The 26,272-nt window shown below is 63.2% G+C and carries 26 protein-coding genes, 1 tRNA gene and 1 pseudogene; 17 read left to right on the top strand and 11 right to left on the bottom strand.

Features of this window, described 5'->3' with window-relative positions:
* The first annotated feature begins 4 nt into the window (after positions 1 to 4).
* The gene (locus NLM25_RS23955) at positions 5 to 385 is read left to right on the top strand and encodes a hypothetical protein (RefSeq protein WP_254119621.1); all 381 of its coding nucleotides are present in this window, start codon (positions 5 to 7) and stop codon (positions 383 to 385) included.
* On the opposite strand, the gene NLM25_RS23960 is transcribed toward NLM25_RS23955, so the two are convergent.
* Entirely contained in the window at positions 345 to 1,904 is a 1,560-nt protein-coding gene (locus tag NLM25_RS23960) for a beta-(1-6) glucans synthase (RefSeq protein ID WP_254119623.1), read from the bottom strand. The two genes, NLM25_RS23955 and NLM25_RS23960, sit on opposite strands and share 41 nt — an antisense overlap.
* 327 nt (positions 1,905 to 2,231) lie before the next feature.
* On the opposite strand from NLM25_RS23960, the gene NLM25_RS23965 reads away from it, so the two are divergent.
* From NLM25_RS23965 to NLM25_RS23980, 4 genes are all read left to right on the top strand, one after another.
* Positions 2,232 to 2,828, top strand: a complete 597-nt coding sequence (locus NLM25_RS23965) for a beta-1-3, beta-1-6-glucan biosynthesis protein (protein ID WP_254138626.1) — start codon at positions 2,232 to 2,234, stop codon at positions 2,826 to 2,828.
* A gap of 215 nt (positions 2,829 to 3,043) precedes the next feature.
* Positions 3,044 to 5,713, top strand: coding sequence for a glycosyltransferase (locus NLM25_RS23970; RefSeq protein WP_254119627.1), 2,670 nt, complete (start codon positions 3,044 to 3,046; stop codon positions 5,711 to 5,713).
* A gap of 327 nt (positions 5,714 to 6,040) precedes the next feature.
* Positions 6,041 to 6,116, top strand: a tRNA-Lys gene (locus tag NLM25_RS23975).
* Between the two features lie 714 nt (positions 6,117 to 6,830).
* Positions 6,831 to 7,025, top strand: a complete 195-nt coding sequence (locus NLM25_RS23980) for a hypothetical protein (RefSeq protein WP_254141376.1) — start codon at positions 6,831 to 6,833, stop codon at positions 7,023 to 7,025.
* Positions 7,026 to 7,823: 798 nt separating this feature from the next.
* Here NLM25_RS23980 and NLM25_RS23985 read toward each other — a convergent pair.
* The 3 genes from NLM25_RS23985 to NLM25_RS23995 all read right to left on the bottom strand — a co-directional run bounded on the left by NLM25_RS23985 (position 7,824) and on the right by NLM25_RS23995 (position 9,479).
* Positions 7,824 to 8,057: a hypothetical protein gene (locus NLM25_RS23985; RefSeq protein WP_254138627.1), complete on the bottom strand. Its 234-nt coding sequence runs from the start codon at positions 8,055 to 8,057 to the stop codon at positions 7,824 to 7,826.
* A 973-nt stretch (positions 8,058 to 9,030) separates the two neighbouring features.
* Entirely contained in the window at positions 9,031 to 9,270 is a 240-nt protein-coding gene (locus NLM25_RS23990; protein WP_254138628.1) for a hypothetical protein, read from the bottom strand.
* A gap of 59 nt (positions 9,271 to 9,329) precedes the next feature.
* Positions 9,330 to 9,479: a hypothetical protein gene (locus NLM25_RS23995; protein ID WP_254119633.1), complete on the bottom strand. Its 150-nt coding sequence runs from the start codon at positions 9,477 to 9,479 to the stop codon at positions 9,330 to 9,332.
* A gap of 335 nt (positions 9,480 to 9,814) precedes the next feature.
* Between NLM25_RS23995 and NLM25_RS24000 the strand changes: the two are divergent.
* The 4 genes and pseudogenes from NLM25_RS24000 (at position 9,815) to NLM25_RS44470 (ending at position 14,422) form a co-directional block, all read left to right on the top strand.
* A pseudogene (locus tag NLM25_RS24000) lies at positions 9,815 to 11,245 on the top strand (MBOAT family O-acyltransferase).
* Positions 11,220 to 12,215: a hypothetical protein gene (locus NLM25_RS24005; protein WP_254138629.1), complete on the top strand. Its 996-nt coding sequence runs from the start codon at positions 11,220 to 11,222 to the stop codon at positions 12,213 to 12,215. Before NLM25_RS24000 ends, NLM25_RS24005 begins: the two are co-directional and overlap by 26 nt.
* 1,196 nt (positions 12,216 to 13,411) lie before the next feature.
* Entirely contained in the window at positions 13,412 to 13,582 is a 171-nt protein-coding gene (locus NLM25_RS24010) for a hypothetical protein (protein ID WP_254119639.1), read from the top strand.
* Positions 13,583 to 14,239: 657 nt separating this feature from the next.
* Positions 14,240 to 14,422 carry a hypothetical protein gene (locus NLM25_RS44470; protein WP_375167842.1) on the top strand — a complete coding sequence of 61 codons (183 nt, stop codon included), beginning with the start codon at positions 14,240 to 14,242 and terminating at the stop codon, positions 14,420 to 14,422.
* Between the two features lie 67 nt (positions 14,423 to 14,489).
* Here the strand turns inward: NLM25_RS44470 and NLM25_RS24020 are convergent, their stop codons facing one another.
* The 3 genes from NLM25_RS24020 to NLM25_RS24030 all read right to left on the bottom strand — a co-directional run bounded on the left by NLM25_RS24020 (position 14,490) and on the right by NLM25_RS24030 (position 16,942).
* The gene (locus NLM25_RS24020) at positions 14,490 to 14,882 is read right to left on the bottom strand and encodes an NUDIX hydrolase (RefSeq protein ID WP_254119642.1); all 393 of its coding nucleotides are present in this window, start codon (positions 14,880 to 14,882) and stop codon (positions 14,490 to 14,492) included.
* A 96-nt stretch (positions 14,883 to 14,978) separates the two neighbouring features.
* A complete protein-coding gene (locus tag NLM25_RS24025) occupies positions 14,979 to 16,058 on the bottom strand; it encodes an AI-2E family transporter (RefSeq protein ID WP_254119644.1) in 1,080 nt (359 codons plus the stop codon).
* A 164-nt stretch (positions 16,059 to 16,222) separates the two neighbouring features.
* A complete protein-coding gene (locus NLM25_RS24030; RefSeq protein ID WP_254138631.1) occupies positions 16,223 to 16,942 on the bottom strand; it encodes an outer membrane protein in 720 nt (239 codons plus the stop codon).
* A gap of 235 nt (positions 16,943 to 17,177) precedes the next feature.
* On the opposite strand from NLM25_RS24030, the gene NLM25_RS24035 reads away from it, so the two are divergent.
* Both NLM25_RS24035 and NLM25_RS24040 read left to right on the top strand, forming a co-directional pair.
* Positions 17,178 to 17,405 (top strand): hypothetical protein, encoded by a 228-nt coding sequence (locus NLM25_RS24035; RefSeq protein ID WP_254138632.1) that lies wholly within the window; start codon positions 17,178 to 17,180, stop codon positions 17,403 to 17,405.
* A gap of 258 nt (positions 17,406 to 17,663) precedes the next feature.
* Positions 17,664 to 19,709, top strand: a complete 2,046-nt coding sequence (locus NLM25_RS24040) for an acetoacetate--CoA ligase (RefSeq protein WP_254138633.1) — start codon at positions 17,664 to 17,666, stop codon at positions 19,707 to 19,709.
* 6 nt (positions 19,710 to 19,715) lie between these two features.
* On the opposite strand, the gene NLM25_RS24045 is transcribed toward NLM25_RS24040, so the two are convergent.
* Positions 19,716 to 19,928, bottom strand: coding sequence for a hypothetical protein (locus NLM25_RS24045; protein ID WP_254138634.1), 213 nt, complete (start codon positions 19,926 to 19,928; stop codon positions 19,716 to 19,718).
* A gap of 208 nt (positions 19,929 to 20,136) precedes the next feature.
* Between NLM25_RS24045 and NLM25_RS24050 the strand changes: the two genes are divergently transcribed.
* Positions 20,137 to 20,439 (top strand): hypothetical protein, encoded by a 303-nt coding sequence (locus NLM25_RS24050; RefSeq protein WP_027534614.1) that lies wholly within the window; start codon positions 20,137 to 20,139, stop codon positions 20,437 to 20,439.
* Positions 20,440 to 20,444: 5 nt separating this feature from the next.
* Here NLM25_RS24050 and NLM25_RS24055 read toward each other — a convergent pair whose 3' ends face one another.
* Both NLM25_RS24055 and NLM25_RS24060 read right to left on the bottom strand, forming a co-directional pair.
* Positions 20,445 to 20,678 (bottom strand): hypothetical protein, encoded by a 234-nt coding sequence (locus tag NLM25_RS24055; protein ID WP_254119653.1) that lies wholly within the window; start codon positions 20,676 to 20,678, stop codon positions 20,445 to 20,447.
* A gap of 337 nt (positions 20,679 to 21,015) precedes the next feature.
* The gene (locus NLM25_RS24060; RefSeq protein WP_254138635.1) at positions 21,016 to 21,300 is read right to left on the bottom strand and encodes a hypothetical protein; all 285 of its coding nucleotides are present in this window, start codon (positions 21,298 to 21,300) and stop codon (positions 21,016 to 21,018) included.
* Positions 21,301 to 21,490: 190 nt separating this feature from the next.
* Here NLM25_RS24060 and NLM25_RS24065 point away from each other — a divergent pair, with 190 nt between their 5' ends.
* The 3 genes from NLM25_RS24065 to NLM25_RS24075 all read left to right on the top strand — a co-directional run bounded on the left by NLM25_RS24065 (position 21,491) and on the right by NLM25_RS24075 (position 23,110).
* Positions 21,491 to 22,078: a formyltransferase family protein gene (locus NLM25_RS24065; RefSeq protein ID WP_254119656.1), complete on the top strand. Its 588-nt coding sequence runs from the start codon at positions 21,491 to 21,493 to the stop codon at positions 22,076 to 22,078.
* 197 nt (positions 22,079 to 22,275) lie between these two features.
* Positions 22,276 to 22,620: a hypothetical protein gene (locus NLM25_RS24070; RefSeq protein WP_254119658.1), complete on the top strand. Its 345-nt coding sequence runs from the start codon at positions 22,276 to 22,278 to the stop codon at positions 22,618 to 22,620.
* On the top strand, positions 22,565 to 23,110 hold the full coding sequence (locus NLM25_RS24075) for a hypothetical protein (RefSeq protein WP_254119660.1): 546 nt from the start codon (positions 22,565 to 22,567) through the stop codon (positions 23,108 to 23,110). The genes NLM25_RS24070 and NLM25_RS24075 overlap by 56 nt, the downstream gene beginning before the upstream one ends.
* A gap of 52 nt (positions 23,111 to 23,162) precedes the next feature.
* On the opposite strand, the gene NLM25_RS24080 is transcribed toward NLM25_RS24075, so the two are convergent.
* Positions 23,163 to 23,561, bottom strand: a complete 399-nt coding sequence (locus tag NLM25_RS24080) for a RidA family protein (RefSeq protein WP_254138636.1) — start codon at positions 23,559 to 23,561, stop codon at positions 23,163 to 23,165.
* Between the two features lie 147 nt (positions 23,562 to 23,708).
* Between NLM25_RS24080 and NLM25_RS24085 the strand changes: the two genes are divergently transcribed.
* Together NLM25_RS24085 and NLM25_RS24090 are read left to right on the top strand one after the other, a co-directional pair.
* Complete coding sequence (locus NLM25_RS24085; RefSeq protein ID WP_254138637.1) at positions 23,709 to 24,584, top strand: DMT family transporter; 876 nt, start codon at positions 23,709 to 23,711, stop codon at positions 24,582 to 24,584.
* Between the two features lie 203 nt (positions 24,585 to 24,787).
* Positions 24,788 to 26,224 carry a caspase family protein gene (locus tag NLM25_RS24090; protein ID WP_254119664.1) on the top strand — a complete coding sequence of 479 codons (1,437 nt, stop codon included), beginning with the start codon at positions 24,788 to 24,790 and terminating at the stop codon, positions 26,222 to 26,224.
* Positions 26,225 to 26,272 lie beyond the last annotated feature (48 nt).

Here is a 26,272-nt window from a genome sequence, read left to right on the forward strand (position 1 = left end):
GCCCATGACAAAAAAGCCCTTCCGCCTCACGCCCTACCAGGTGCAGTTCCTGATCGTCGTCGGATTCGTGTCCGTCGGCTACGCAATCTATCTGCGTTATCTCGGCATCGAGAACTCGACCGTCGGGCTCGCCTGCGATGCCGGGCTTCAGACGCTGATGTGCAAGGCGCGCTCGGTCTCGACCGTGCTGTTCAAGAATTCGGTGTTCGGCATCGTGGCGCTGGTGGTTGCGACGCTGAACCTGATGCGACCGTCGATCGTGCTCCTGACCGTCGGCATCATCGCCGCCGGTCTCGGCATCGTGCTCTACAATGTCGTGCTGTCCGGCCTTGCGATCGGCCTGTTCATTCTCGGATTTGCTCGGCCCGCGCCCGCCACAGCGTGAGCGCGAACAGCAAATAGATCGCGCAGGTCCACAGCGACTGCCAGTTCTCGCGGCCCTCGTTGAAGAGCACGTAAGCGGCCGACAACGCGAGCACGCCGGCGAACACCGATTCCGCGATCGGACGCTGGCCGATCTGCGGCCGGTTCAGCATCAGCACCGCGAACGGCACCACCGCCATCGTCAGCGAGGCGTAAGGGAAGTCGTGGTAGCGCGGGTCGAACACGAAGGCGAGCGCGGTCTGCGCCGCGATCACAGCAGTCACCGCCAGCGTCAGGCCGAGCAGAGCGGTGAGCTTCGACCATTTCCGCCCCTCGCGCGGGCCGAGCAGATCGAGGAAGGTCGGAAGGCTGCGGCCGATCACCATCGCCTGCGCGCAGAAGATCGGCGACAGGATGCCGGCGAGCAGCAGGATGCCCCAATGCAGCCAGCCGCCGATGCCGTAACTCTCATAGTACATCTTGTCGGCGCCGATCCCGAGCAGGATGCCCGCTGACGTCGCCGAAATGGCAACGCCAAGCCAGGCCGAGAAGCGCGGCGTCCACGGCCGCCTGCGCAGCGTGAGGCCGGCGATCGCGAACACCAGCACGCAGAGGCCCATGCCCGCGCCCATATACCATTTCCAGTACGGGAAATTGCTGATCGGCTGGCCCGGCGGATATTTCAGGTTCCGGCGCACCGAGTCGAAGAGTCCCCAATAGCCGCCGACGGTGCCTTCCAGCTTGCGCTTCCACGGCTGGTCGTAGGACTCGATCAGGTTCACGCGGAACTTGTTCGACTTCGCCAGGGAGAGGATCTCCGAGACGACGCGCGCCTGGTTGGTGCGCGACGGCAGCGCGCCCTCGCGCATGCGCCCTTCGCTGGGCCAGCCGGTCTCGCCGATCAGGATCTCCTTGCCGGGGAACGCCACCGCCATGCGCTCGCGGATCGCCTCGACATGGCTTGCTGCGAACTTCGCCTTGACCGGAATGTCCTCCCAATAGGGCAGGATGTGGATCGTGACGAAGTCGACGGCGTCGTAGACCTCGCGATTCCTGAGCCAGAACTCCCAGACGTCGGCATAGGTGACGGGCACGCTGACCTGCGCCTTCACCGAGCGGATGATGGAGACGAGGTCCGCCGTCGTCATCTCGCCGCGCAGCAGCACCTCGTTGCCGACGATGATGCTGGTGACGATGCCGGGGAAATCCTTGGAGAGACGAACGGCGAGCGCGGCCTGCTCAAAATTCTTGCTGCGGTTGCTGGAGAGCCAGATGCCCTGGAGCACCTTCAGCCCACCGACCTTGGCGGCGATCGCCGGCACCTGGTCGAGCCCGTTCTCCATCGAATAGGTGCGGACGCAGTCGGTGATCTCCTTGAGCTGGCGCAGGTCCTGCTCGATCTGGTCGGCCTCGATATGGGTCCACGCGTTCAGCGGCGACTGCTCGCCGCGGAACGGGGCGTAGGAGACGCATTGAACTTTGTCGCTGGGATCAATCGGCGCGCGCGCGAGCGTGATCGGCGTGGCCAGCCACCACCACACGGCAGCAATCGCACCCAGTGAAACGAGCAGAAGCGCCAGTGGCGTACGAAGAGAAATCGGTTCCGTCCTCCGCGAAGGGCCGTCGATTACCTGCTCGCACGCCGTCTGCCAAGGGGTGTCTCCGGGATGGATCCCTCCCTCCCCCGAGGAATTTACCTGCGGCCGTTCGACCGAGGCCTAGGATCGTGACTTTGCTGGACAAAATTTGAAATTCAGGTCATGGACTCGGGGAGACTTTTCCGCCGCATTGGAGACCCATTTGGACGCCATCACCGGCGGGTCCGCGAGGTCCTGGCGCGGGCGGTCAGCTGATATATTGGGGAATTCATGCGGCAACGGGTGTTTGAGTTACGAAATGCGGTCCTGCGGCAGTTCGCCGCCACCTTGGCCGTCTCCGCCCTGGTCGTCATGGTCGGTCTCGGTGGCGCCTCCGCCCAGAGCGGCACGCCTGCTCCGGACCAGAGCAAGGCAGCCGCCCAGCCCGCCGATGCCGCCGCCAGGGACGCCGCCCAGAACCAGCGCCGCACCGACGAGTTCGCCGAAGCAGCCCAGGTCATCAACGGCCCGGCCGGCAATCCCGAATGCGTCTGGCTCGGCCGGCGCGTGGTGCGGCTGATGTGGCGGGATGATCTCGACACCGCGTTCCGCCATCTCGACCTCTACGACCGGTTCGGCTGCCCCGGCGGCCACATCCAGGCCGCCTTCCGTTGCCTGACCCGCTTTGGCGGCCAGATCGATCCCAAGGTCGCCGAGACCCTGGACAGCCGCGTGCATGCTTGCTGGATCAACCCGGCATCCCAGCCGCAGCAGGCGGCGGCCAGCGCCGCCCAGCCGGCGGCGGCGACATCGGGCAATGCGCCAGCCCCGCAGCCGGCCGCGAGCCCCTCGCCCGCCGCCAGCCCGACACCGGCGCCCTCGAAATAGCCGCGATCGTTTCAGCCGCCGTTCAGGAACGATCGACGATAGAAGCGGTTGGCACTGCCGCGCACTCCAAAACTGGCCATGCCCTCATACGGTCATGAGGCCATGACAGTTGTGAAACCGCGCGGCAGAGGTATGCTCCTTTTGCCGCGGACTTGGTCGGATCTCGGGGTCGGGTCCGCTTCCCTGCCACCTCAGCCCCTATTGGTTTAGCCGCGATGCGCGTTGTCGCCGCCGTTCTGTTGCTCGTATCCGTGCTCCATGCCGGCATCTGGGGAGTCCTGCGCGACAGGGAACCCGCGCCCGACTTCAAGGGCCTGCTGCCCAGCGTCTCCTACGCCCCGTTCGAAGGCGCGGCCCACCCCGACATCGACAACATCCCCACCGTCGAGAAAATCCGCGCCGACCTGAAGACGCTGTCGACGATGACGCGCGCGATCCGTCTCTATTCGTCGACCGGCGGCGTCGAGCTGGTGCCGCCGATCGCGGCCGAGTTCGGCCTCAAGGTCACCGTCGGCGCCTGGATCGACAAGGACAAGGACCGCAACGAGCGCGAGATCAAGGCCGCCATCGAGCTCGCCCGCAAGAACAGCAACGTCGTCGGCGTCGTGGTCGGCAACGAGGTGATCTACCGCGGCGAGCAGAAGGTCGAAGACCTCATCGACATGATCAAGAAGGTCAAGGGCTCGGTCCGCGTGCCCGTCACGACCGGCGAGATCTGGAACATCTGGCGCGACAATCCCGACCTTGCCTCCAACGTCGACTTCATCGCCGCCCACGTGCTGCCCTACTGGGAAAACTTCCGCTCGGACCAGGCGGTCGACCAGGCCGTCGACCGCTACAATTTGTTGCGCAACCTGTTCCCCGGCAAGCGCATCGTCATCGCCGAGTTCGGCTGGCCGAGCCAGGGCTATAATTTGCGCAACGCCGATCCCGGTCCGTTCCAGCAGGCGCTGACCTTGCGCAACTTCGTCAGCCGCGCCGAAGCCATCGGCATGGAATACAACATCGTCGAAGCCATCGATCAGCCCTGGAAATACTTCGAAGGCGGCGTCGGTCCGTACTGGGGCATCCTCAACGCCAGCCGCGAGCCGAAATTCGCCTGGACCGGTCCGGTGGAAAACCCTGACTATTGGAAGCTGATGGGAATTGCGCTGCTGGTCGGCATCCTGCTGTCGCTGCCGATCCTGCGGCTGCAGCAGCCGACCGCCAAGCAGGCGTTCCTGCTGTCGGCGACCGCCAACGGCGTCGGCGCCTGGGCCGCGACCGTGTTTGCATTCTGGAACGGGCACTATTTCATCTTCGGCTCGGCGTTCGCGCTCACGCTCGGCATGATCCTGCTCGTTCCGCTCGTTCTCATTGCGATGGCGCGCATCGACGAGATCTCGGCGGTGGCTTTGGGCCGGCCGCCGCAGCGGCTGCTCTCCAAGGGCAAGCCGGTCGAGAACGTGCCCGAGAACTACTACCCGAAGGTCTCGATCCACATCCCCGCCTATTTCGAGCCGGTCGAGATGCTGAAGCAGACGCTCGATGCGCTGTCACGGCTGAACTATCCGAACTACGAATGCGTCGTCATCATCAACAACACGCCCGATCCCGCGTTCTGGCAGCCGATCCAGGACCATTGCCGCGCGCTCGGTGAACGCTTCAAGTTCATCAACGCGGAGAAGGTGCAGGGCTTCAAGGCCGGCGCGCTGCGGATCGCGATGGACCGCACGGCTGTCGACGCCGAGATCATCGGCATCCTGGATGCCGATTATGTCGTGGATCCCGACTGGCTGAAGGACCTCGTGCCTGCGTTCGCAGACCCGCGCGTCGGCCTCGTGCAGGCGCCGCAGGAGCACCGCGACGGCGACCTGTCGATCATGCACTACATCATGAACGGCGAATATGCCGGCTTCTTCGACATCGGCATGGTCCAGCGCAACGAGGCCAACGCCATCATCGTGCACGGCACGATGTGCCTGATCCGCCGCGCCGCGATGGACATGGCCGGCGGCTGGTCGTCCGACACGATCTGCGAGGACAGTGATCTCGGCCTTGCGATCCAGGAGCTCGGCTGGACCACCCACTACACCAATCACCGCTACGGCCAGGGCATGCTCCCCGACACCTATGAGGCCTTCAAGAAGCAGCGTCACCGCTGGGCCTATGGCGGCCTCCAGATCGTGAAGAAGCACTGGCGGCACTTCCTGCCCGGCCGGAGCCGGCTGACGCCCGACCAGAAGCGCGAATATAGCCTGGGCTGGCTGAACTGGCTCGGGGCCGAGAGCCTCGGCGTGGTCGTGGCGCTGCTCAACCTCATCTGGGTGCCGATCGTCGCCTTCGCCGACATCGCCATCCCCGACAAGATCTTGACGCTGCCGATCATCGGCGCCTTCATCGTCTCGCTCGCGCACTTCCTGTCGATGTACCGGCTGCGCGTCGCGATCAAACCCGGCCAGATGCTGGGCGCAATGATCGCGGCGATGAGCGTGCAGTGGACGGTGTCGCGCGCCGTCGCGCAGGGACTGATCACCGAGCATATTGCGTTCGCGCGCACCTCCAAGGGCGGCCTGTCCCGGATGTCGATCGAGTTCCAGGCGTTCTGGGAGGCCGTGATCGGCGCCCTGCTGCTGATCGGCGCCGGCGTGCTGATCGCCTCCAACAGCTATCGCCAGATCACCGAGATCTACATCTTCGCCGGCGTCCTGGTGCTGCAAAGCCTGCCGTTCCTGGCCGCGGTCGCGATCGCCATCCTCGAGCTCAGCCGCATCAACTCGTTCCAGTTCTGGCGCGACAGCGCGATCCGCACCGCCGAGCTGATCGGCCTGCGCCCCGTCGCGCTGCCGACCCCCGCCGGCACGCCGCAACCGGTGCCGAACGAGGTCCGGCGCGAGGCGCAGTGACGGGATGGAGGCCTCCCGGCGCAGAGGGATACGTCCGCGCCGGGAAGCGTCTTCGTTGTCCGGCGTGGATGACCGCCCGCCAATCGCGTTGAAAATCCGGACCTAAGCCGCGGATGCCGCGGGAAAATCCCGCTGCTGCCGCGCGTTTTGCCAGCCACCCGCTGCTATTGACCTCGGCGCCCCATCCCCCTACACAGCGCGGGCCGAAAGCATGATCCGGAAACGGCCGGTTTTCCCCGCGGCGCAAGTTACGCGTAGCGGCAAGACATGCTTCTCGAAATGACCGAAGACGATGGCGATCGATCGCAAAGCCATCAGCGGCCATGGGAGCGCGTAGCTCAGCCGGTAGAGCACGTGACTTTTAATCACGGGGTCCTGGGTTCGAGCCCCAGCGCGCTCACCAAGCCAAATCAACGACTTAAGCTGAAATCAACAGTTGAATGAAAAATCCTCGTGTGGGCACCGTGTTGGCAAATCGATTGTCCGCCTGCACGTCGAGAGCCGCGGCGCGGTAGTTGCTCGCCATCTCGATCAGGCCGGCGCGCTCGAGCGGCAGCCTGCTCTCCCCCGCCAGCCTCCAGGCAGATGCGCTCCATGCGCGCGAGCTCGTCGATGTTGTGCTGATGTTGCCCCATGGGCGCCGATCAGCCTCTGGCGCGCATCACGTCGTCAAGGGTCATCTCGAGGCCGTCTTGTCCCTCAGGCCTTTGGGCGGTCTTTCTGAAGGTTCTCGATTGACGCGGCCGCTCGACGGCAATCTTCGGCGACCTTCAAAAGGCCGACGCGCTCAAGCTCCATGGAAGCTATCGCTGCATGTTCACGGCAAATTTGCTCTAGTCTACGGAATTCCCTTAGCTCTCGGTCCACGTGCCCTCCGCGAATGTGAGGTGATGATCACGTCAACGATCGACTGATGAGAAGTGGCGATCCGTAAGTTTCCCGTAAGTAAGACTGAGCGAAACGGGAAAATCAAGCAACCCTTTGGCAGTACTTAGGAATGGAACCCGACGACCACGGTGCCCTTTAGAAGGCCCCGCCGGTGTGAATCGGCGGCCGTTGTCCACACCCACGACGCGCAGTAGTTCGCGCGCCATCCGCAGCCCAAGGGATTGATAATTTGACTCTCGCCGGCACCGCGCTTCGGAGGCAGGCGGCGACGGCAGCGCTGATCCTGGTGGCGGAAGGCGGCGGTACAACGATGTTCGCGCGGATCGGCATTATGCGGGCTTTGAACCGGCACTACGTGCCAGAGCTCAATCCCAAGGGGAAAGAGCCGCATTGGAGGCGACGCAAGCTGAAGAGAGATCAATGAAATTGAGATAACACCTCGGTGAACGAAGCCGTTTGCTGCCTCAGACGAAGCACTCCCGAAACAGTCCGAGCCCAACCTCGGCCTTACCAACGAGGGGATCGCAAGATGATCGCGCTGAAAGCAATCGCAGCTATCCTGGGTGCCGGGTTTATCCTGTGCATGTATTCGGGTGACCTGAGCGCCGACGTAGTTCTCGCCGTCGTCGCCTGCCTTTCTTAATGGCGTCGCCCCAGCGAGACCCGGCGCTCCGGAAGCGTCACAAACCTGTGGCATGACCGTTGCACAATTGAAACCAACTGGGATTTCAGAACTCAGTTAGAGAATAAAACGCTGCCGGGACGTGTATTTCGAGCCCGGCAGCGTTCCTTTTTGGGAAGGGCGGGACACCCGCTGGCGTGGACCGGCGGGGGAACCATAATCTCGACGCGTCTCATCGGCGCGGCCGGACCTTTGAGACATGGCAAGCGTTGACGCTCCGAACACCAGGGCAGGATCGTGAACCTGGAGCATCGGACGTGAGTATAGTCCCTCTGGAATTCGAAAGACGGTTGGCGCAGCGGTGGGCGGCCAGATTTCAGCGGCCCATCTCATCAGTACAGCAAGTGCGTCAGCCGCCCAGCGAAGGTTGGCAGGTCGTCACTAGCTCGAAGCGTAATAAATCACCTGCCAAGAAGAGGCGTCGGCGCATGGAGAGCCCGCCGGCTCAATAGCCGGCGGGACATTCATCGTTCACCAAGCGGTCGGCGGTGCGGTGCCATCGGTGCGGGGGTGATATAGTCGCCTGTTTCTGATTTAAACCTAGGGCGCACCGGATTTTGGCCCTGCGCCCTCGAGACCGAGCCGTGGTGCTCCCTTCTCAGTCAGGCAGATCGGCGAGTCCTGGTAAGCCTTCACGCAATTCCTGTACAATCGCATCTCGATCGTATCATCGAGCACGCCGAAAACGGCCAGTAGCGCGAGCCCCACACCGCCCGCGATCCCAACCGAATAGATTGCTGCGCGCCGGACCTGCGACGCAAGTTTCTCACTCATCGAATTGCCCAGCGAAACATGCTCGACAATGCTGCGGATTGAGAGTTGTTCCGCGGGACCGTCAAACGCCAACTGAGGCGGCCTTACTTCGGCTTTTCAGCTTGGACGTGCAGAACGTAGAGTTTGGTCTGGAACTCGTCCGTGACTTCCACCTCCAAGCAGCATGCTTGTCAGGCAATTCCTGGCCACGCGGTCGATCTCATGGCGCTCGTGCGTGTGACGGAAGTATCCCGGCATGCGTCAGTCATACTGTCGCGACAGTCGCGTTCCACCGAGAGACCGGAACAAGCAGGCCGCAGGCGCGGGGTTATTTGCTTCCAGTCAGAGCTTCGAGTCTGTCGAGTTGACCGGCTACACCAGCAAAGCTTCTGGCGATATTCTTCATTAGAAAAGCGCGGTCTTCGGAATTGGTAGGGTCCGAGGCAAGAGTCTTGTAGTGGTTTGCAATATCCCTGCATTGGGCGGCCGTAATCATATGACACTCCAATCACTGCAATTCGCAATGGATGATTGTGAGCACACAACCGGGGTCAGATTACGGCACTCGCGCACGAGCGACGATTGAGGCTTAAAGGGCAAGCGGGTCGGTTGGCGGAATCGAAACCGAGAGCCGCTGCCGTCTCTTGCTGCGCCGCAAAAGGGAAAGGCCGCAGCGTGGTTCCAGCCCCACTGCGGCCATCCCGGACAAATTAGAATTTTGGTACTCAAATCTCGCCGGTGTTCACACCATAGAACACCCCTTTCCGAAAATGGAGTCGGTAAAACTACCGGACTTCGACGTCCGACGGATTGTCATCCGTGAGTGAGGATGGCACTCCTCGCCCTTGCCAGCCCCAACTGCTCCCGGCTGCCGATCCAATTGGGGATTAGAGCGCCGGGAGTGCGACACCTGTCAGTGTAAAAGAGGCCGCCCACGGAGGCGGCCTTGCTTTATGGCCCTCGAAAAATTTGCCGGCGAAGCCGCTAGCAACAGCTAGTGTCGCTTCAGGGCATCCTGCCTGGCGATCGCGGCCCTCCCCATTTGCTCGATGGTATCGGCCATGTTGATCCTGCGTTGCGCTTCCAATTTTTGGGCGCAGTCTTCATCGGCGTCGCATTGCTTCCTGAACAGTTCAAGCGTCGTCGTGAAGTGAAATCCCGGCCGTGTCGCGACGTAGGCGATACAACCGAAGCTGGCCGCGAAACCAGTCCAAATGAACAGGCGAGACGGCATACGTTCTCGCGCTCCACGGTGGCACGAACGCGCGTCGGTCGTTTTTGGCGGCGGAGACGCTACGGAACGTAAAATCCGAGCCGCAATGCACGTTCCTCAGTCAGGCAGACGATCGACAGGTCCGGGTGAGCCCTCAGGCAATTCCAGTACAGTCGCCTCTCGATCGCATCGTCGAGCAGGCCGAGAACAACGAACAGCGCGATGCCCACCCCGCCCGCCATCCCAACCGAATAAATCGCTGCGCGCCTCACCCGGGACGCGCGGGAAAATTCCAAGCCCACTGTAATTCACTAACTACCAAAGAGTGCACTGACGTAAAGTACTACTCATGCAGCAAGTCAAGGTTCGGGTCAATCGCCCGAGCTGAATCAGCGGCGCATAACTAGAAATCCCGCCTGATTTGCCAACAAATCCGCCCCTATCGGGCGCTCCGGGCATTGGCTCGCCTGGCTACTCGTGCACGCCCGCAGAACTGGGCGGAATACCCAGCTCGCAACTTGTCGTAGCAGTTACGCACCTGTAGGTTGCCCGCCTGCGGGGGTACATGCTGTTTTCGACCACACTTTTTCTCTTCAGCTTCTTGCCGAGGGCTCTTGCAGCCAGTTGGCTCACAAGTTTCGGGCCATATTGGCTCTTCCTGCTGACCCTGACCGGCGCCTCAGCGTATTTCTACGCGGCCCATATCCCAGCCTATCTGTGGCTGCTAGGCCTCTCGGCGGCCGCGAATTACGTGATCGCAACGCTGATCGGGAAAGGACATCGACGCTGGTTATATCTTGCCGGCATCGCGTTCAATCTGGCGCCACTCGGCTACTTCAAATACTGGGACTTTGTTGCCCGCAATATCGATCGCGCTCTGGGCCTGCCCTTTACGCCGTCCAACATCATCCTGCCCCTCGCGATTTCGTTCATCACCTTTGAGCAGATCGCCTTCCTGTCCGACGTGCATGCGGGCCGCGTCGAACGCGGCTCAGCGCTGCGCTATTCCGCATTCATCAGCTTGTTTCCCAAGCTCATCGCCGGACCGATCATCCGATATACCGAGATGCTGCCCCAGTTTCGCGCCGAGAAGCGGCCGAGCCTGGACTTGATCGTCACAGGACTCTGCATCTTCTCGATCGGTCTGTTCAAGAAAGTTGCCTTTGCTGACCAGCTCGCACCGTCAGCCGATCGCATCTTCGGCCTTGCGAGCGGGCAACTGGTGTCGGGAACGGATGCGGCCCTTGCGATCGCCGCGTACGCCGCGCAGATCTATTTCGACTTCTCCGGCTATTCCGACATGGCCATCGGACTTGCATGCATGCTCGGACTGACGCTGCCGATCAATTTCTTTTCACCCTACAAGGCGACGTCCATCATCGAGTTCTGACGATGCTGGCACATCACGCTGTCCCGCTTCCTGCGCGACTACTTGTATATCCCCCTTGGCGGCAGCCGCGGCCGGATATCACGGACTTACGTCAACCTGTTCCTGGTGATGACCTTGGGCGGGATCTGGCACGGCGCCGGATTTGCCTTCGTCATATGGGGCGCACTTCACGGCGCGGCATTGATCATCAATCACGCTTGGAATTCGATCCGTCCCGCCGCACTGGCGGACTCACGTCTCGTGTCGTTTGTCGGCTGGACCGCGACAATGGCCACCGTCCTGTTCGGCTGGATTTTCTTCAGGGCCGTCGATCTTGCGACGTCACGCAACATGATCTCGTCGCTCTTCACGCCATGGGCGACGAGCACCCTCGAACCAAGGGCCATCCATCTGCTTGGCTTCTGCTGGCTGCTGATCCTCGTCTGCCCGAACACCGCGCAACTGTTTGGCTTCAGCTTCCTCCTCAAAGGAAGCGAGAGCGACTACCTGCGGCAAATCCCTGCGGCCAAGCTCGGGCTTGTGGCGCTCGGCGGCACTCTGCTCTTTTTCTCGGTCGTCATCATGGTATCCGGCACGCCAAATGCTTTCATCTATTTCCAGTTCTAGCCTGGCCAGGCTCGCCGTTCTGATCCTGACACTCCCCGCCTGCGTGCTGGGTATCGAGGCTTACTGCCATCTCTCAGGGCGATATGCAGCGACGACCTATTATTTCCTCAAGAACGCTGCGTTTTCGGACCCGACAAATGCGGTGTTCGGCGATTCCCACGTCATGGCCATCTCTCGCATTCCAGAGTTCTCTTTCTATGGCTGGGCCGGCGAGCAGCCCGAAGAACTCAACACGCTCACGCGCTACCTCTACGATGCGACCAAACCCGGGAAGATCATCCTCCAAGCCGACCCGCAATGGTTCGGCGGATACCATGAGAAACGCCAGAAATTCGTCACGCAACGAAATCTGATCAGCCGGCGATTCCCGACCGTTCTCTCGTCAGCCTACTATTGGGAAACGCTGCGCCCCAACATCGTCGCTTCTGGCTATGACGTTGCTAATCAGATCATCTCCTCCGCTCACGCGCAGGAGACCTCCCCTGTGCGATCACGAGCCGCAGCAGCAGAGAAAAGGTGGGTCGAATTGTATCCGCGGCAGCACTTCAATTGGACTTGGCTCTCTCCCGACGATCGAGCAGATCTTACCGAAGTTCGCGTCTTGGAACAGAACCCACGAGCTGACTTCGTCCGCAGCACCTCCGCAGCCGAGTTCGAGGAGGCCATATCACGCCTCGCTGAGCGCGGAGCAAACGTCTGCCTCTTTAGAACGCCTGTGACGCAGGAATACCTGAAGATGACGAGTTCGATCCCGGACAGCCGCTTTGCCGAATTCGAGGGCTACATCAACAAGATTGCAAGCCGCTTTAAGCTTCGACAGGTCGACTTCAGAGATCTTCCTCGCAACTTTAGCGACGATGCCTTTGCTAACTCCGATCATCTGCTGGATAGCGAATCCATCGCGCTCTGGCCCCTCGTTGCGCGCGCCTGCTTCGATGATGGTCGGTCGGTCGATGAGCCCCGCAAATAAAATGCGGCCCCGGCCGTGGGGGCTATTGGGGATTGTAGAGGGCCGGGGCCGCTGGAGGTGCCTGGGCCTTGGGGAGGACCAAGCATCCTGAGCCTAGGAAAGACCGACAATCGGTGCTGTTCGCTTTCGCACATTGGCGACAGGTTCCATCGACGCAAGCGGAATAGCTGCAATGAAAGTCGCGCAGGCTTGCTTGGAGAGCTTCGCAAGGTTGCGGCCGCGTGCGCGTTGATCCGCGATCTGGCGCCCGATCCAAACAAGCGAGAAGATTCAAGCTGCGATACAGGCGCTGATATTGGTGGCAGAAGGCGGCGGCCCGACAACATTCATCTAATCGTCACACTCAGCGCATGCACGTTAAGCAACTAATCAATTGTGATTTGAATCATATTGACCCCGGGCAGAGTTGCGGTAGGCTTCTTTCACCGGGGCTGGCTGCTTATTTCACTTACTCTGATTTTTTCATTTTAACCCGGTCGCCGCTGTGGTCTCCACCGCGGCCTTTTATTCGGGATTGTCGTTAGCAGTCGGCTCGCTGCATGAGGGAGTATTCTTCCATGAGCGACACAGCACCTTCGCAGAGCAGATTTTTAGTTCGAATGGGTGGCAATGGCTGGATGGTCTATGACCGAGAGCGCAAAGGTCCCGCAGCAATTGGTTTCGACTTGGCCGCGGATCTGAGCAAAGAGCGAGCAGAACAAGTGCACCGCTTCCTGACTAAGCCGGAGGCGCGGAGCTGCGGTTAAACCGCCCGCCAGCGTGAGCCGGTGGCCCCAAGATTGATCTGCGCCCGCCTGCTGTACGCCGCGCTCCGATGACGGAAGCGGTCAACACCGAGCTCGTGGAACTCGACCGACTCCCGAATTTTCCCATCAGGATCAGGACGCTTGGCCGTGCGCGACGCCTGGCCTCGCTGAGTGACGGCCCGTCACTCGGTACCGCCGAAAGTAGTCATCCGGCCGGTCCCGGAATTATCGTGGAACCGTACCGTTCAGGTCGCGAAGACCATCGCGGATAGCGAGGTCAGCGCCGTGGCCGCACGGCACCGGACGCCGGCGCATTCCATGGGAAGGCCGCGGGCCCTCGTAATCCCCCCTGCAACACCGCATCAGTCTGCTGTTCCAGGCGCCTCGCCACAAAAGCCGGGAGACAACGCGCACAAAAGGTGTAGGATTCACAAAAATCGGAGGAGCGGCATGTTTGAAATCAGCGGTTTCGACACGGCAGGCGTGGTCAGCCTCAAGCGGCTCTCACTCGCCGCCGCCCTCAAGAAGGCCAGAGAACTCGTCCAGGACGGGTGTTGGGAAGTTCAGATCGTTGATCCGGCTGGCCGGGTGTACACTTCGTTTGAGGAGCAAGCCGCTTAGTCGCCACGCCCTTCGGCGCTTTCCAGAAGGCACCCGCCCCGGCCGATCACGCTTTGCAAGGTCGGGCTTTGGCCACGATCCGCCGTGGCTATCCGCCTCGGCCGACGTTTGACGAGGCGTTATCGAGCCAGCGCCGTGTTGCTTCATCGCTCCAGCCGGGGACCGCGAAGCGCACGCGAGAATTCACTTCCGCACCGGAACGATCGACCGCAGGATGGCGTGCCGCAGGATCGCGCGCGCGAGCGTGATGCAGCGTTGCAGCGTTTGCAGACGTGCACAGGACGATCAAAAGGCCCACGGCCAAAACATGGCGCATCGCATCGGCTCCAATCAAATCCCCTCCGGCTTAGGTAATACGCCGACCGTCCCACGCGATCCGACGCGGCTTCACAGCTGAGAGAGCGAAGCGCGAACACAACTCAGCGAAATCCTTCGCCTGCCCGCTGTATCGGGCGCGGCAGGATCCGCCGGTCAATTCGCGTGCGCATTCAACCTTTCTTCAGAAATTTACGCTCACCCTACACATCCATTTCCAATAGTCATTGTTGTGCGCAGATGAGTTCGGTTCAGGTTCAGTGCACGCGGTGCAAATCCGTGTTTCGCGATCGCGCCGGGCGATTGCAGGATGGCTATTCCAGGCAATGTCCGAGTTGCGAGGTGGTGCTGTTCTTCGCCGAGGATTCGCAGCATCCTTTCGTCAAGCGCGCGATGCGTGATGCACGCAAGGTGCGCAAGGAGCTGCGCAAGGCGGGAGCGGCAAGGCGGCTCGTGCCGAATGTCCCCGCAACGCCGTCCCGGTCGTTGCAGGGCCGCAGGCGAATGCCGGGCCGATCCGAGTAGCTCCTGCCGTCGTGGACCCGCGGGCGATTTGCCGCACCCACGCCGCCAGGACGCGGCCGCCCCCTCCTCACCGGCGCTGCGGCTTCCTTGGAAACAGCCGATCGCGGATGTAGCGCGAGGTCGGCGTCAGGCGGATGCCGCGCGGCTTCTGCCAGGCGGCGCGGTCGATCTCGTTCTTGTCGCCGATCGCGAGCCTGCCCTTGGCGCCCTTGGCGATGAAGATCGCATCGCTCATCTTGCGCCCGGAGCGCTTGTTTCTGGCCTTCACTTCCTTCCAGAGGCTGATCCGGCCGAGCTTCAGCTTGGGCAGCTCCTCCTTGATCTCCCGCCGCAGGCAATCCTTGTCGGATTCGCGCGCGCGCTTGCGGCCGCCCGGGAACATCCACAGGCCGTCCGACCGTCGTCTGACCAACAATACCTTGCCGCGCCTTGCGGCAACCAGCTTGGAAGACTTCGCCATTGCTGCCGTAGATCGAAAACAGAATCGTCCCATCGTAACTTGTCTAGTTCAATAGACAAGTTCGCGGACGCGTTGATCACAGCCCGTGCGGAAAGCTCAGCTTTCGCTCGCCGCCGCCCGGTCCTCGGTCCTGATCCAGACCATCATCAACTCCCAGGCCACCGACAGGATGATCGGCCCGATGAACAGGCCGACGATGCCGTTGGCGAGCGTGCCGCCGATCACGCCGACGAAGATCACGATGGTGGGCGTGGTGAGGCCGCGCCCCATCACCAGCGGCTTCAACATGGTGTCGATGAAGCCGACGAGGACGAGAAACACGGTGAGCAGCAGCGCTGTAGTGACGTCCTTGGCGGTCCAGATCCAGATGATGACCGGCAGCAGCACCAGGAATGCGCCGATCTGAACGATCGAGAGCAGCAGCACGATGAAGGCGAGAAGGCCGGCGCTCGGCACGGCGGCGAGCTTGAAGCCGATGCCGGCGAGCAGCGCCTGCACGATCGCGACGCCGATCACGCCTTGCGCCACGGCGCGGATGGTGGCGCCTGCAAGCTCCAGGAAATGCTCGCTCTGCTCGGGCACGATGCGGAAAAGGAAGCCGCGGCCAGCCGCAACCAGCCGCGGCCCGTGTGGAAACAGGAAGCCGGCGACGAACACCGAGACCAGGAACTGGAGCGCGCCGAGGCTTGCATCGCCCGCGAGCGACAACAAGGGTCCCGCCAGCGGCTGGAGATAGGGTGCGACCTCGCGCAGCACCGCGCGGATGTTGTTGTAGGCCTGCTCCCAGAGCTCAAAGAGCCAGGGTCCGACGACCGGCCACGATTTGAGCTGCTCCGGCGCCGACTGGAGCGCGAGGTCGCCGGTGCCGAGCTGGCGCGCCAGATCACGCACGCCGTCGACTGCGCTGAGGCCGAGCCAGGTCGCAGGGCCAATGACGATGCCGAGCGTGATCAGGGTGAGGATCACGGCCGCGGTCTTCGGGCGCCCGCCGAGGATCTTGGCGACCCAGCTGAAGGCCGGGTAGAACGCGACCGCGAGCACGCCGCTCCAGGCCAGGATCGGCACGAACGGACGGATGATCAGGAAGGTCCAGATGATCAGCAGGCCAAGCAGGCCGAGCCGGATCACGAGCTGGATGATGTCCTCTCCCGTCAGGAGCTGACGGAGGCTTTTCACGGGCACGCCTTTCCTTGCGGCATTGACGCGGGTTCCGGCACTAGCACGGCCCAGCGTTATTGCCAGCCGCGCATCCGGCGTCAAGACGATCGGGCCCGTGGCCATCGGACCGCTACGCCGCCCGGCGTGGCGTCAGTCGCCGCCGGGCAGACGGTTTGCCCCCTTTAGAAGTGGTAGTTCACGCCCACCGTGCCGGTCTGGATGTTCAGCTTCACATTGGCGGGCGTTGCCACCAGATTGCCAGTCGTCACCGGCAGCTCGGTGATGGCGCCGAAGCCCATGTAATTGTATTCGGCCCGCACCGACCAGTTCGGCATGAACATCCATTCGACGCCGCCGCCGGCAAGCCAGCCGGTGCGGTTGAAGCTGCCCGAGGCGGAGCCTGCGAGCGCGCCGGCAAGGCCATTGTTGACGTAGTATTTGTCGCGGGTGAAGGCTGCACCGCCCTTGGCGTAGAGCAGCACGCGCTCGAAGGCGACGCCGAAGCGGCCGGCGACCGTCGCGATATAGTCGTTCTTCAGCGAGAACACGAAGCCCGCGCCGCCGCCGAACGGGCTGTTGTCCTTGAGTGTGACGCTGGACCAGGCGCCGGTGCCCTCGAGGCCAATCACAAAATTGCTGATCTGGTAGTTGCCGCCGATCTGGCCGCCGACCACGCCGCCGCTGGCCGTGACCGAGCTCCAGGTTGCCGTCGGATCGGCCGGATCCACGCCGCTCCACTTGCTCCAGGCGCCGCCGCCATGCGCACCGATGTAGAAGCCGGTCCAGCTGAAGATCGCCGCCGCAACCGGCGCCTTCACCGGCACGGGCGCGATCATGTCGGCGGCAAATGCCGGCGTTGCCAGCGACAGCAGCGCAACCGTCAGAACCAGTTTCTTCCCCATAACCTCATCCCCACTTGAAGCGCCTTCAGACCGAGGCGACGGGATGAAATCTAGCTGCCGGATCAAGGGCGCGCTTGGACCCGTCGGCGTCGCGATTTGGACTGACGGGCGCTGCGTCCGCCAGCGCGCCGGGTTTGGCTAACGGCCATTAACCGGATTTCCCGGGACCGGTTTACGCGGCTGCAAAGGCTCGCACCTACGCTTCTCGCAACGCATCTGGGAATACTGAAGTGCAATGGCCAACAGCATCTGGACGACCGAAGAATTCACCTGCACCGGTTGCGGCATGAACTACACCGCGACACGGGAAGAGCACAACGAAGCGCACACCGGCAGCTTCAAATGCAGCATCTGCAGCGGCACGGTGCACAGCTGGTCCGGCAAGCATCACTTCTTCGGCTGGCAAGCGATGAAGAACAAGCCGCCGGTGTTCGGACGGCGCTGGGCCGGGGTCGGGTACTAGGCTGAGGCGACAACGCCTCCGCGCCGTCATTGCGAGCGCAGCGAAGCAATCCAGAGTCTTTCCGCGGAGACAGTCTGGATTGCTTCGCTGCGCTCGCAAATGACGGGTCTGTTGAAGCAATCGCGTTACACCACCCCAACCTGCTCCTAGCGCACGCAGACCCGCCACAGCTGTCATTGCTGTCTGCACGAACTGCAGCTTCTGCTCCTCTGCGGCACGGGCTAGAATACCCCTCCCCGCAACTGAAGCCGACACGCAATGACCGCTCCCTTCGTTCCCCAGATCGCCCTCTACCGCAACTGGCTCGCCGAGCAACGCGGCCTCACCTTCGCGAGCTACGAGGAGATGCGGCAGTGGTCGGTGCGCGATCTCGACGGCTTCTGGCGCAGCATCTGGGACTATTACGATCTGCAATCCCCGACGCCGTTTGAGGCCGTGATGACCGAGCGCAAGATGCCCGGCGCGGTGTGGTTTCCCGGCGCGCAGGTCAACTATGCCCGGCAGGTGTTTCGGCATGTCGAAGCCGCCGACGCCGCCGGCCTGCCCGCGATCGTCAGTTGCGGCGAGGACGGCAAGCTCAGCGAGACCAGCTGGCCGGAGCTGCAGCGCAAGGCAGCTGCGCTCGCGCTGCATCTGAAGGAAAAGGGCATCAAGCCGGGCGACCGTATCGCGGCCTATCTGCCCAACATCCCCGAGACGATCATCGCGTTCCTGGCAAGCGCCAGCATCGGAGCGGTCTGGAGCGTGTGCGCGCCCGACATGGCCGCGCCCGCCGTGATCGACCGCTTCAAGCAGATCGAGCCAAAGGTGCTGATCGCCTGCGACGCCGTCACCTATGCCGGCCGCCGGCACGACCGCAAGGACGTTGTCGCCGAGCTTCGTCGATCCCTGCCCACGCTCGAGCACGTCATCCTGCACAGCGAAGCCGCGCCCGCAGCGCCGGATGTCCTGCTCCCCAGCATCGTCGCACGGACAGGCGCAGCGATCGACGGGTTCGAGCCGATGTGGCTGCCATTCGATCATCCGCTCTGGATCGTCTATTCCAGCGGCACCACCGGCCTGCCGAAGCCGATCGTGCACGGCCACGGCGGCATCGTCGTCGTGGCACTGGCGCTGCTGGGCCTGCACAACGACGTCGGCTGCTCCTACCACCACAATTCCTTCGGCGAGCGCTATCACTGGTACTCTTCGACCGGCTGGATCATGTGGAATTCGCAGGTCGGCGGCCTGCTCGGCGGCACCACCTGCTGCATCTTCGACGGCAGCCCCGGCGGCGCCAAGGACAAGCCGGACTGGACCACACTGTGGCGCTTCGTGGCGCAATCGAAAGCGACCTTCTTCGGCGCGGGCGCGGCGTTCTTCGCCAACTGCGCCAAGGCCGAGGTCGATCTCACTGCCGCCGGCGAGCTGTCGCAGCTGCGCTGCCTCGGCTCGACCGGCTCGCCGCTCAGCGCGGATACGCAAGCCTGGTTCAACGCGCGTTTCGCGGCGCTGTCGAAGACCAACGGCAGCAAGGCGCAGGCCGACATCTGGTGGGCGAACATCTCCGGCGGCACCGATTTCGCCGGCGCCTTCATCGGCGGCAACCGCGAATTGCCGCAGACGCCGGGCGCAATGCAATGCCGCCTGCTGGGCGCGGCCGTCGAGGCCTTCAGCGAACAGGGTCGCGCCGTCATCGACGAGGTCGGCGAGCTCGTCTGCACCGAGCCGATGCCCTCGATGCCGCTCTATTTCTGGAACGACGAGGGCGATGCGCGCTATCGCTCCAGCTATTTCGAGACCTATCCGGACAATTTCGACGGTAGCGGCCGCGGGCCGGTGTGGCGGCACGGCGACTGGCTCAAGATCAATCCGGACGGCTCCTGCATCATCTATGGCCGCAGCGATGCCACCATCAACCGCCACGGCCTGCGCATGGGCACGAGCGAGCTCTATTCCGCGATCGAGACGCTGCCGGAGGTGCTGGACTCTCTCGTCGTCGACCTCGAATATCTCGGCCGCGACAGCTACATGCCGCTGTTCGTCGTGCTGCGCGACGGCGTCGCCTTCGACAGCGCGATGCAGGCCAAGATCAACAAGGCGATCGAGGCCAGTCTGTCCCGGCGCTTCCTGCCGAACGAGATCTTTGCCGTCGCCGAGATCCCGCGCACGCTCTCGGGCAAGAAGCAGGAACTGCCGATCAAGAAGCTGCTGCTCGGCCAGCCGGTCGAGAAGGTCATCAACAAGGAGGCGATGGCCAATCCCGCCTGCCTCGACTGGTATCTCGCCTTCGCCCGCGACTATCTCGCGCGAACCGCGGCGTAGCTTCGATCAAGCGCCGCCGAAATTCGAGGGATCGAGATTCCTGTTCTCCGACGGCGGGATCGGTGGCCACCCCGGAAATTTGTACCAGCCGGGCGGCACGGGCGCATCTTCCGCCGGACGGACGACGACGTGATGCCGCGCGCGGACGTGATGCGCCGGTGCGGCAGCCGCCGCCGCACAAGTCGAAATCAAGAGAACCAGGACCAGGACAGACCGCATCGCACGTGCTCCAGACGTCCACCCAGGCCTCCCATGTGGTGCGGGAACCGCGCGGGGACGATGCATCCGCCACGTCACGATGTCTCACATCGGCGGCATCGCTGCCTGCCGCGGCGTTCGAGATCGACCCAATTGCGCCAATGGCGTTTGGACTCCGTTCACCGATGACCGCTAGATCAGGACGGATCCACCGTGACCAGCAGCAGCAATGGCCGATCTCAACGCCGTCCTCACCAGGCTCAACGACCGCCTGCTCCGCCTCGAGGGCGAGCTGTTCGTGCTGCGCTCGCTGGCGCGCGCGACGCTGACGGCGGGGGACGACCATGCGGTGCGCATGCGCAAGCTGGTCGAGGCCGCAAAAATCGCGCTCGACGACGAAGCAAAACGCGAGCTCGACAAGCCGACGCGCAAATATGTCGATGCGGCAACCGCGCTGGTGGAGGAGCTGCTGGTCGAGCCGACCCCGGCACGGCCGCTGTTCACCGTCATCGACGGTGGTCGGCGCGACTGAGCGCGTCAGATCGGACGTGTCGCACCGAGATCCGCGGACTCGGCCTTCAGCCGGCTAAGCCCCGCCTCGATGATCGCGATCTCCTCGTCGATCTTGCCGATCGGCAGGCTGAAGTCGTAGCCGGATTTGCTCTTTAGATCGACCGCGAGCCGCTGCCGGTGCATCATCAGCGCGTCGAGGCCGCGGCGGTTCTTCAGCCGCACATAGGCGTCCACGATCTGCTCAATTGCGCTCGACATGAAATCGGTCCCGGCAAAAAAGCCCCGCGCGGCGCCCCCGCGCCGGCGGGACATTTTTTGGTGTCGCGGTACGCAATACAAATCCGCGACGGATTCGTCGATACGACAGTCAGGTTGAGAGCGCGTTACCGTTCGATGATTTCGTGATGGCCGGCATGAAAAGGCCGCTGGCGATTGTGCCAGCGGCCAAAGCCGGGTTCGAAAACGGATGCGGAATCAAATTTGGCCAGCCCCGGTGGGCACATCCTAACGGCACACGACGGACTCCTCTGTTACAAATGAAACATTGGAACCGACGAATGCATCATTGGCTGTCGATCGTGGCCGCGCGGCAACGCTAGTCCGTGACGCAGAAGTATTTTCGCGGCAGCCTGCGATAGGCGCTGTAGCGGTAATACGGCCGGTAGGCGTAGCCGCGATAGAGTGCGGGCGGCTCCTCGCCGTAATAGGCCCCGTGGTAGAAATTATAGACCGGCCCTTCGGCGCAACGATAGGCATCCCATGTCGGGCCGATGAACGGTGCAACCCCGATCTCGGGTGGGACCGCGGGGTACGGTCCACCGGCGTGGGCCGGAGCGGCCGCAATCAGTGTCGCCAGAAGGAAAAGCCACGCGTTTCGCATGCGCACGCTCCTGATGGGGTGCAATTGCGCGCATGGAAGCACCGGAACGGCCGGCTGTGCAATCGCGCAGTCCAGCCGTCCCGCGCCCGGCGCATTGTTGATAACCGGCGCAAACCGCCCGCAGCTGGTGACACGGCGCACCGACGTGTTATCGGGAGGATGACGCAGTTGCGAGACGGATCGGACACCCATGCGCATTACCCTCGTCGGCTCCCGCCATTTCGGCGTGACCACCCTGAACATGCTCCGGGAGCATAGCGTCTCGATCGCGCGGGTCGTCGTGGCCGATGCCGAGGATCGCCTCGCCGCGACCGCCAAGGCTGCCGGCATCGAGGTGGCGGTCCAGGCCAATCCGAAGCTGGTGGTCGCCTCCGAAATCGCCCCCGACACCGACCTGATCATCACCGCCCACAGTCACGCCCGGATCGGCCGGGACGCCCTGGCCGCCGCCAAGTTCGGCGGGATCGGCTATCACCCCTCGCTGCTGCCGCGTCACCGTGGCAAGGCTGCCGTGGAATGGACCATCAAGGAAGGCGATCCGATCGCCGGCGGCACGATCTATCATCTTGCCGACCGCATGGACGCCGGCGCCATCGCCGCCCAGGACTGGTGCTTCGTCAAGAAGGGCGAGACCGCCCGCGAGCTCTGGGAGCGCGCGCTCGCCCCGCTCGGCCTCAAGCTGCTGGCCGACGTGATCGACTACGTCAAAGTGCACAAGGCGCTGCCGTCCAAGGTTCAGGATGAGCAGTTCGCGACCTCAGCGCCAAGCCTCTCCTGAGTCCACTTCCGAGTCGCCCTGCTCACGTTAACGATTAACGTGAGGCAGCGTTGATTCTGCTTCGAAAATTGGAGTCGGAAACACAAATAAACTATTGTTTCCACAGGAACAATTTTCGCTTTGGCATTGCAACAAATTTCCGTCACATTTGGGCCGAATAAGCGTCAGCATATCAGACAGATTCAAGGACGGAATTCATGCGTTTTGCTCGCATTGCGGCCTTCTGTGCCGCTTCGGTTATCACCCTCGCCGCCCCCGCTTTCGCCCAGACCCCCTATGACGGCAACTGGCACGTCACGATCGTCACCAAGAGCGGCTCCTGCGAGCCGACCGCGAGCTCCATGCTGACGGTTGCCGACGGCAAGATCACCGCGCCCGGCGCTAACGTTTCCGGCACCATCGGCAGCGGGGGACTTGTGAAAGTTTCGATCAATGGTGCATATGCCAACGGTCAACTCAGCGGCAACGCCGGATCGGGGAAGTGGAATGGAGCATCTGCAGGCATACCGTGCAGCGGGCGGTGGGAAGCATCGCGCCAATAAGCAATTCGGGACGAGCGTCCTAAGCCGGCGGCTGCTGATCGCGGCCGCCGTTTTGTTTGCGGCGGGGATCGCCAACTCCGAGAGCAAGGCCCAGTCCGGCCCGTTCGCCCCGCTGGCGGGGAGCTGGAGCGGCGCCGGCGTCGTCACGCTGGATGACGGCTCGACCGAGCGGATCCGCTGCCGGGCCAAATACGCTCCGGTCGGACCGACCATGGAGATGTCGCTGACCTGCGCCAGCGACGCCTACAAGTTCAACCTCGGCGCCAACGTCAAGGCCGAGGGCGGCGCCATCGCCGGCAGCTGGTCCGAGGCCAGCCGCAACATCAGCGGCTCCCTCCAGGGCCGCGGCGCTGGCGGAAACTACGAGCTGGTCGCCTCGACCGCCGGCTTCAACGCCAACATCTCGCTGAAGACGTCCGGCAACAAGCAGAACGTCACGATGCGCGCGGACAGCCAGTTCCGCGGCGCCAACATCTCGCTGTCGAAGTAAGACACAGCAGTGACACGATAATCGATCCGGTGCCCGGCACCGGATCGATTTTTTATGCGCCCGGCACGAACGCGGTGACCTCGATCTCGACCTTGGCCCGGTCGTCCACGAGACCGCCGATGTAGAGCAGCGTCGAGGGTGGGAAATTGCGCCCCAGCGTTTCCTTCCAGGCTGCGCCGATGCCGGCCCCGGCCGCCTCATATTCGCTGCGGCTGGTCAGGTACCAGGTCAGGCGGACGATGTGCTCGGGGCCCGCGCCGGCCTCGCCCAGGAGCTTGATGATCCGCTTCAGCGCGGTTGCGACCTGGGCCGCCATGTCAGGTGCGTAATTGCCTGTCTCGTCGCCGCCGGTCTGCCCGGCCAGCACCACCCAGCGGCCCGGCCCCTCCGCCACTACGCCATGTGAGAAGCCGCGCGGTTTTTTCCATTCGGCCGGCTGCAGGATTCGCATGAGCGAATATCTCCCTTTTCTTGTTGTTCAATGATGCCTTAGCACGCCGCCCTGCATCGCTGCATCCGCAGATTTGACCGTTGCAAACCCTGGCGATGTCGCCGATACCGGCCGTCCCTCGAATTCGATCCTCGCGCCCCCGCACCGATGACCGCGACACCGTCCAAAACGATGGCTGCACTGTGGATGGCCGGCTGGCTCGCGCTCATGCTGGTCATGGCGGTTGCCGGGCGCGAGACCACGCGCGACCTCAACGTCTTCCAAATTATGGAAGTGCGCTCGGTAATCGGGTTCACCCTGCTGCTGCCGCTGATCTATCGGAGCGGTGGTTTCAAGGCGGTCGCGACCAAACGCCTGCCGCAGCACCTCGCGCGCAACGGGGTCCATTATTTCGCGCAGCTCGGCTGGTTCTACGCGCTGACGCTGATCGGGATCGGCCAGGTCGTCGCGATCGAATTCACCATGCCGATCTGGACCGCGCTGCTGGCCGCAACGTTCCTGGCCGAGCGCATGACCGTCTGGAAGATCGCCGCCGTCGCGCTCGGCATCATCGGCGTCGTCATGATCGTGCGGCCCGCCACCGGCGAGATCAATCCGGGCCAGTTGATCGCGCTCGGAGCCGCGATCGGCTTCAGCATCTCCATGATCCTGGCGAAATCGCTGACCCGGACCGAAAGCGCATTGTCGATCCTGTTCTGGATGATCGTCGTGCAGATGGTCGTCGGCTTCCTGCCGACGTTCTATGTCTGGACCTGGCCGTCAGCCTATCTGTGGGGCTGGCTGTTCGTCATCGGGGTCTGCGGCACATTCTCGCACTATTGCCTCGCCAGCGCGCTCCGCTACGCGGATGCGACCATCGTGGTGCCGATGGACTTCCTGCGGGTCCCACTCACGGCAACCGTCGGCTGGCTGCTCTATGCCGAGCGACTCGACGCCTGGACCGTGATGGGCGCGGCACTGATCCTGTGCGGCAACCTCCTGAATTTGAAGCCGGCGTCAGCAGTTCCCGCCCGCGCGCAGTGAACCTCGCGCCGCCTCGCGCGACAAAACGAAGTGGCCGTGTGATTTGGATCACGTTCGAGGGGCGTTCCATCGTGCACATTCGGCCACACAGCAGCGGGTTGAATGCGACGTACTGCCGTTTTGGTGGCGCGAAGTCGGGCACTTCGTGTAGGTTCGTTGCCAATTTGTTGCTGCCTGCAATTCGATTCTGTTGGGGATTTCAGATGCGCACTCTCACTCTGCTCGCTTCGCTGATGTGCATGGCACTGTCAGTCAGCGCCGCGAACGCCGACCGCCGTGTCGCTTTCGTCGTCGGCAACGGCTCCTACAAGAACGTCGCGCAATTGCCGAACCCGCCGATCGACGCCAAGGCGATGGCGGCGACGTTGCGCAATGTCGGCTTCGAGGTGATCGAGGGATCCAACCTCAGCCGCGACCAGATGACGGAGAAGCTGCTGGACTTCGGCCGCAAGGCGCAGGGCTCGGATGTCGCAGTGTTCTATTACGCCGGCCACGGCATCGCCGTCGGCGGCAGCAACTATCTCCTGCCCGTCGACGCCGACATCAAGTCGGAGATGGACGTCAAGTTAGGGGCCGCCATCAATATCGACCTGACGCTCGAGCAGACCATGGGCGACGCCAAGGTCAAGCTCGTCTTCCTCGATGCCTGCCGCGACAATCCGTTCGCCGCCAAGATCAAGTCGAACTCGGCGACCCGCAGCGTCAACGTGCAGAGCGGCCTTGCCGAGATGAAGTCGGGCGAAGGCACGCTGATCGCGTTTGCCACCGGCCCGGGCCAGACCGCGCTCGACGGCCAGGAAGGCAACAACAGCCCGTTCACCCGCGCGCTGATCGACAACATCACCAAGCCCGGCGTCGAGATCCAGCAGGCGATGACGTCGGTGCGCGCCCAGGTCAACGAGGAGACCCGCAAGGGCCAGCTTCCCTGGGGCCACACCAACCTGATCGGCGCGGTGTATCTCAACCCCTCGCAGCAGACACAGGTGGCCAATGCGGCGCCGACCGCGGCTGGCAGCATTCCCGCGGCTGCCGCCACCAACGGCTCTGATGGCGTCGAGCTCGAGTACTGGCGCTCCGTGAAGGAGTCCAACAAGCCGGAAGAGCTCAACGCCTATCTCGCCGCCTATCCGAACGGCCAGTTCAAGGCGCTGGCGCTGGCGCGACTCGCTGCGATCAAGAGCGGCCCCTCGACCGCGACTCGCACCCTCAATGCTGGCGTCGACCCCGCAGCCTTTACCGATGAGGCCAGCCAGCTCACCGAGGATCAGATCGGCCTCGACAAGAACCAGCGCCGCGACGTGCAGCGCCGCCTCACCGGGCTCGGCTTCGACACCAAACAGACCGGCGCCTTCAGCGATGACACCCGGTCGGTGATCAAACGCTGGCAGGCCGCGCGCGGCTATCCCTCGTCAGGCTACCTCAATAAGCCGCAGCACAAGGCCCTGCTCTCCGAGGTCGTGGCCGCGCCGGCGACCGCAAGCGATAGCAGCCAGAAGGCGGCCCGGCGTGCCGCCAGCGCCCCCGCGGGCAGCGCGCCCGCGCCCGCACCAGCTCCCCGCAGCAACCCCGGCGATGCTGCCGGCGCGGCCTTCGTCGGTGGTGTCGTCGGCGGCATGATGGGCGGCATGTTCCGCCGCTGAGGCGAGACTGGATCGCGGATACAAAAAGCCCGGCGCGAGCCGGGCTTT

This window comes from Bradyrhizobium sp. CCGB01, from assembly GCF_024199795.1.
In the GTDB taxonomy this organism is placed as follows: domain Bacteria; phylum Pseudomonadota; class Alphaproteobacteria; order Rhizobiales; family Xanthobacteraceae; genus Bradyrhizobium.

Bases quoted from the DNA above. Each gene is read 5' to 3' on its own strand.
- NLM25_RS24085 (WP_254138637.1), top strand. From the start codon at position 23,709: ATGACCGCGACACCGTCCAAAACGATGGCTGCACTGTGGATGGCCGGC.
- NLM25_RS24045 (WP_254138634.1), bottom strand. From the start codon at position 19,928: ATGCGGTCTGTCCTGGTCCTGGTTCTCTTGATTTCGACTTGTGCGGCG.
- NLM25_RS24090 (WP_254119664.1), top strand. From the start codon at position 24,788: ATGCGCACTCTCACTCTGCTCGCTTCGCTGATGTGCATGGCACTGTCA.
- NLM25_RS24070 (WP_254119658.1), top strand. From the start codon at position 22,276: ATGCGTTTTGCTCGCATTGCGGCCTTCTGTGCCGCTTCGGTTATCACC.
- NLM25_RS24075 (WP_254119660.1), top strand. From the start codon at position 22,565: ATGGAGCATCTGCAGGCATACCGTGCAGCGGGCGGTGGGAAGCATCGC.
- NLM25_RS24005 (WP_254138629.1), top strand. From the start codon at position 11,220: ATGCTTTCATCTATTTCCAGTTCTAGCCTGGCCAGGCTCGCCGTTCTG.
- NLM25_RS23955 (WP_254119621.1), top strand. From the start codon at position 5: ATGACAAAAAAGCCCTTCCGCCTCACGCCCTACCAGGTGCAGTTCCTG.
- NLM25_RS24020 (WP_254119642.1), bottom strand. From the start codon at position 14,882: ATGGCGAAGTCTTCCAAGCTGGTTGCCGCAAGGCGCGGCAAGGTATTG.
- NLM25_RS23985 (WP_254138627.1), bottom strand. From the start codon at position 8,057: ATGAGTGAGAAACTTGCGTCGCAGGTCCGGCGCGCAGCAATCTATTCG.
- NLM25_RS24060 (WP_254138635.1), bottom strand. From the start codon at position 21,300: ATGCGAAACGCGTGGCTTTTCCTTCTGGCGACACTGATTGCGGCCGCT.
- NLM25_RS24080 (WP_254138636.1), bottom strand. From the start codon at position 23,561: ATGCGAATCCTGCAGCCGGCCGAATGGAAAAAACCGCGCGGCTTCTCA.
- NLM25_RS24030 (WP_254138631.1), bottom strand. From the start codon at position 16,942: ATGGGGAAGAAACTGGTTCTGACGGTTGCGCTGCTGTCGCTGGCAACG.
- NLM25_RS24065 (WP_254119656.1), top strand. From the start codon at position 21,491: ATGCGCATTACCCTCGTCGGCTCCCGCCATTTCGGCGTGACCACCCTG.
- NLM25_RS24010 (WP_254119639.1), top strand. From the start codon at position 13,412: ATGTTTGAAATCAGCGGTTTCGACACGGCAGGCGTGGTCAGCCTCAAG.
- NLM25_RS23970 (WP_254119627.1), top strand. From the start codon at position 3,044: ATGCGCGTTGTCGCCGCCGTTCTGTTGCTCGTATCCGTGCTCCATGCC.
- NLM25_RS23965 (WP_254138626.1), top strand. From the start codon at position 2,232: ATGCGGCAACGGGTGTTTGAGTTACGAAATGCGGTCCTGCGGCAGTTC.
- NLM25_RS24040 (WP_254138633.1), top strand. From the start codon at position 17,664: ATGACCGCTCCCTTCGTTCCCCAGATCGCCCTCTACCGCAACTGGCTC.
- NLM25_RS23990 (WP_254138628.1), bottom strand. From the start codon at position 9,270: ATGCCGTCTCGCCTGTTCATTTGGACTGGTTTCGCGGCCAGCTTCGGT.
- NLM25_RS24055 (WP_254119653.1), bottom strand. From the start codon at position 20,678: ATGTCGAGCGCAATTGAGCAGATCGTGGACGCCTATGTGCGGCTGAAG.
- NLM25_RS24050 (WP_027534614.1), top strand. From the start codon at position 20,137: ATGGCCGATCTCAACGCCGTCCTCACCAGGCTCAACGACCGCCTGCTC.
- NLM25_RS24035 (WP_254138632.1), top strand. From the start codon at position 17,178: ATGGCCAACAGCATCTGGACGACCGAAGAATTCACCTGCACCGGTTGC.